The 4675-nt window shown below is 44.2% G+C and carries 7 protein-coding genes; all 7 read left to right on the forward strand.

Annotated features, from left to right (window positions below):
• Positions 1–61: 61 nt before the first annotated feature.
• The gene (locus tag J0895_RS11960; RefSeq protein WP_207088317.1) at positions 62–1210 is read left to right on the forward strand and encodes a helix-turn-helix domain-containing protein; all 1149 of its coding nucleotides are present in this window, start codon (positions 62–64) and stop codon (positions 1208–1210) included.
• Between the two features lie 226 nt (positions 1211–1436).
• Positions 1437–1655, forward strand: a complete 219-nt coding sequence (locus J0895_RS11965; RefSeq protein WP_207088318.1) for a hypothetical protein — start codon at positions 1437–1439, stop codon at positions 1653–1655.
• Positions 1652–2041, forward strand: a complete 390-nt coding sequence (locus tag J0895_RS11970; protein ID WP_207088319.1) for a type II toxin-antitoxin system VapC family toxin — start codon at positions 1652–1654, stop codon at positions 2039–2041. The genes J0895_RS11965 and J0895_RS11970 overlap by 4 nt, the downstream gene beginning before the upstream one ends.
• A gap of 134 nt (positions 2042–2175) precedes the next feature.
• Positions 2176–2514, forward strand: a complete 339-nt coding sequence (locus J0895_RS11975) for a nucleotidyltransferase family protein (protein WP_242541235.1) — start codon at positions 2176–2178, stop codon at positions 2512–2514.
• 1 nt (position 2515) lies between these two features.
• Complete coding sequence (locus J0895_RS11980; RefSeq protein ID WP_340643497.1) at positions 2516–2830, forward strand: HepT-like ribonuclease domain-containing protein; 315 nt, start codon at positions 2516–2518, stop codon at positions 2828–2830.
• Positions 2831–2911: 81 nt separating this feature from the next.
• Positions 2912–3949 (forward strand): DNA cytosine methyltransferase, encoded by a 1038-nt coding sequence (locus J0895_RS11985; RefSeq protein ID WP_207088321.1) that lies wholly within the window; start codon positions 2912–2914, stop codon positions 3947–3949.
• A 65-nt stretch (positions 3950–4014) separates the two neighbouring features.
• The gene (locus tag J0895_RS11990; protein ID WP_207088322.1) at positions 4015–4230 is read left to right on the forward strand and encodes a hypothetical protein; all 216 of its coding nucleotides are present in this window, start codon (positions 4015–4017) and stop codon (positions 4228–4230) included.
• The last annotated feature ends 445 nt before the right edge of the window (positions 4231–4675 follow it).

Genomic DNA, 4675 nt, shown 5'->3' on the forward strand with positions numbered 1-4675 from the left:
GATGGTGGCATCGATTGGAGTCAAGTCACTCAGATTTGTATTGTTTGGATAGGGGATTACCATGACTGAGGATCTACAGACTTTTTGCCCAGACTGGATTTCGCCACCGGGTGACACGATCGCAGACATCATTGAGGAACGGGAGTGGACCCAGACGGATTTAGCAAAACGTCTCGGATACACGACCAAGCATATTAGTTTATTAATTAACGGTAAAGCACCGATTACCGAGCAAACAGCACTGAAATTAGAAACTGTCCTCGGCAGTAGTGCCAGGTTTTGGTTGACTCGGGAAGCCCAGTATCGTGCCAAATTAGCACCCCAGGACGCCGCCGAAGATTTGAGAAGCTGGGTGTCCTGGTTGGATGAGTTACCTGTTGAGGAATTAATGGCTCAAGGGATCATTCCAAAACAGGATAGCGATGCCAAAAACCAGCCGAATCTTGTTCAAGAAATGCTCCGTTTTTTTAGGGTAGCTTCACCCCAAGAATGGCGAAACTACTATGGGGGTAAAGAGGCGGCTTTTCGTCCGATTCAAGCCCAACCCCGTGATGTGGGAGCAATTTTAGCGTGGTTACGCTTAGGCGAAATTGAAGCCGAAAAATTCAATACTCAGAAGTACAACTCAGGGAAATTTGAAACATCGCTTCGAGCCATTCGGCAACTCACTGTACTGTCTCCAGCAGAATTTTTACCTCAGATGCAGCAGTTGTGTCGGAATGCCGGAGTGGTATTCTTTCTTGTTCCTACACTGTCCCGAGCACAGACGAGTGGAGCAGCGCGCTGGCTGAATTCTCATAAGGCATTGATTCAGCTTTCCCTCAAGGAGAATCTGAATGATCGCTTCTGGTTTAGCTTTTTTCATGAAGCGGCTCACATTCTCCTACACGGTAAAAAGGAGATTTTTTTGGATAACTGGGATGGAGAAAACCGCATTTTATCAAAACAGGAAACAGAAGCTGATGAATGGGTAAGAAAATTTTTAATTCCGCCAGAGTTTGATGTTGAACTAACCCAATTACGCTCTAAGGATAAGGACCGGATTATTATTTTGGCTAGAAAGCTGGGAATTCATCCGGGAATTGTCGTGGGTCGCTTACAGGATGAGGGGATAATTCCCATCAATTGGATGAATGATTTAAAGGAATGGTGTCATCCGAGGGAGATGGGATTTAAAAACAATACGCTCCCCGAAATGATTTTGATTTAACAGGACATCGCAATGATCATCAAGGAGGCGATCTCTATTTTGCCAGGGGAATCGGGGTGCGATCGCCAACCCCGGCAAAAGGTCAATTATCCCGCTCTTAACCCTAACCGCAATGACCCATCATATCGAACTGCCATTCGCCCAAATTCAAGAGTTTTAGTGAAAATTTTGAAGGAAAAATCCCCGGTTGGTTATTATAAAAATACCCCCTTACTCCCGTTAATCCATGCAAGCCTTTGAATTTAAAACCATTCTCCAAAACGGAATCATTAGTTTGCCGTCGGAATACTCCCACCAGTGGGAAGGTAAAACTATCCGCGTCATCGTTTTAGAAGACATAGAAAGCACTTCGCCCTCCCTTGAAACCAACCCCCTCAAAGGAAGCGTTCTGTTTGAAGATGACCTAATTTCTCCCATTGATGAACCTTGGGAAGCAGCCCAATGATTATTCTCGATACCCATGCTTGGATCTGGTGGGTCAATGAATCTCAAAAACTAGCGCCCCGGCTTCTGGAAATCATTAACAAAGCAGACCAAATCGGAATTTCAGCGATTAGTTGCTGGGAATTAGCGATGCTAGTTTCCAAAGGTAGACTGGAGCTATCAATGGATGTACAAATCTGGATTGATTTAGCACTGCGACGCCCTAACGTAATCCTTTTACCCCTCACACCTGAAATTTCTGTGCTGGCGACTCGGTTACCAGGAAACTTTCACGGCGATCCAGCCGATCGCTTAATTGTTGCGAGTTGCCTAGTACATAAAGCTGCCCTGGTTTCCAAAGATGAGAAAATTCAGCAGTGGAGTTATTTACAGGTTATTTGGTCATGAACTGAACCGTAAATTCTCGTCAAATTAACCCTCGTTCCTAGTACAATAGAACAAGGCGATCGCCGCTATTTTGCCAGGGGAATTCAGATGCGATCGCTAACCCAGGCAACGGGTCAATGATTCCGCTGTTAACTATGAACGCAATTAACCACAATCTCAAACTGCCATTCGCCCAAATTCAAGAGTTTTGCCAACGCTGGCACATCACAGAATTTGCCCTATTTGGCTCGGTATTGCGCGATGATTTTCGCCCCGACAGTGACATTGATGTGCTCGTCACATTTGACCCGCAATTTCAGAGGGGTTTATCCGAAACGATTCAAATGCGTCAGGAGTTAGAAACCCTTTTTGGTCGGGAAGTTGACTTGATTGTCAAAACTGCGATCGCCAAAAGCGAAAACTGGCTACGCCGTCAACAGATACTGGAATCTGCACAGGTTATCTATGCCACAAGATCTATAATCTCTAATTGATATTGAAAATGCCGCCAAGCGCATCCTCCGCTATGCAAGTGGTATTGAGCCAACTGAACTGATCACTAATGATGAAAAGGTTTCGGCGATTCTCTATCAGATTACAATCATTGGAGAAGCCACAAAACGCCTCTCAATGCAATTTCGTCAACAACACCCAGAAATCCCTTGGCGAAACTTGGCCGGGATGCGTGATGTGATTGTGCATGAATACGATCAAGTTGACCTAGATATTGTTTGGGACGTAATCCATCGCGAAATTCCTCAACTTCTCGTTCAACTCAAACCGCTGGTGATTAAGCCTCCAGAGCCCTAAGCGCTAACCATTTTCCTACGGCCTCTTTTCCCTGTCTAGCAGCTACTAGAAGGTGAAGAACAGTTAAACTAATGAGTTAAAATGACTCCTGACCAAGCTACCAAAAAAATCCCTTATCTTGAGTTTCTGAATACTGAACTTAAACCCATTCCCGATCGCACCCCTCAACCGTTGGCGATCGACCTATTTTCCGGTTGTGGGGGATTTGCATTAGGATTTGAAGCCGTTGGATTTAGAACCATTGGATATGAGATGGACCCCGATGCCTGTATGACTTATCGGAAAAATCTCCATTCTCTTTGCCATAGGGTTCTGTTAACCCCTGAGAGTGAATTAGTTGAAGGCGCATCGGTCATTATTGGAGGTCCTCCTTGTCAACCCTTTAGTGTCGGTGGAAATCAGCAGGGAGTCAAAGACAGTCGAGATGGATTTCCGATTTTTATCAAGGCGGTAGAACACCATCAACCGGCGATCGCCATCTTTGAAAATGTACCCGGAATGCGATTTCGCAACAAAGCCTATTTTGAACAAATTATCAGCAGCTTAAAAGCCTTAGATTACAGAGTTGAATGGGAAATTCTGACCGCCAGTGATTATGGTGTCCCGCAACGCCGACAGAGATTATTTTGTATCGCCCATAAAGGAGGATGGGAATGGCCCAAAAAAACTCATCACTATCATCCCTACACCGCTGGAGAAGCCCTCGGAGAACTGGCATTGATGGCACCCCCCAACTCCAAATTTCTCACGCCTAGCATGGATGAATATATTAGAAAATATGAAAAAGCCTCTAAATGTGTCAACCCTAGAGATTTACATTTAGATCGACCCTCCCGAACTGTAACCTGTCGCAATCTGAGCGCACCCACCGGAGATATGTTAAGAATTCGCTTACCGTCAGGTTGTAGACGCCGGTTAACTGTTCGCGAAGGCGCACGTCTGCAAAGTTTCCCCGATTGGTTTGAATTTCATGGCAGCGAAGAAAGTCAGTGTAAACAGATTGGAAATGCCGTTCCACCCATTTTGGCAAAGTCGTTAGCGGTTAGGGTAAAGCTGTACTTAGAAAATAGGGTGCGACTTGAGGAACCTATCCAGCTATCTTTTAATTTTACTACTTAGAATATTCTTGAAATGACTGAATAAAGCAATACCCTCAAGCCGTACAGAAAACTGAAGAAGCTCGGTTGTCTGAATTGGAACAACCCATGATGTTTCTGTTGGTGGAGGTGGGGACGCCGGTTACTTTGACAAAATTAATACAAACTAATACCATAGACCCTGCCGATGTGCTGAATGTGCTGCACTCTTTAGCGCGGCGTTGCTTGGTGGAAAAACAAGACAATCTCTACAGTCTGTCTGTTGTTATTACTCAGTATATCAAGAGTCTCATCCATTCGTAAAGTAGGCTAATGGGCTATCTCTGTCTCGTGAAATCTCCATACCACGGGGATTTTAGCCTTTGTAAGCCCGGGAGGGGGTAGAGATTTATTGGGGATATCCGATGGGTTGGAAAAAATTTTTAAAAGTCACCGGATTTTCTGGATGTGTTTTGTTTTTATTAAGACTGAGATGATTATTAATTGTCTATTTTAGGAAGTTTAATTAAATAATCCTGAAAATTTTAGGCTTACTTGTAGGAGGGAATGACCAATTTACTCATACCAGTTTCATGCTTAAACAATTAACGGCTTTCGTCTTTTTTGCTTTACTTATTGGTACGGTAATTGGGGTGCCTCAAGTTAAAGACAATCTCAGTAAGACTACGGAATTTGCTAGTTCAAATCATACCAATCCTGTTAAATCAGTCCCTCAACCCAATCCGGATGAGAAAAAATGTACGATTCC

Source organism: Phormidium pseudopriestleyi FRX01 (genome assembly GCF_017313335.1).
Classification (GTDB): Bacteria; Cyanobacteriota; Cyanobacteriia; order Cyanobacteriales; family Laspinemataceae; genus Laspinema; species Laspinema pseudopriestleyi.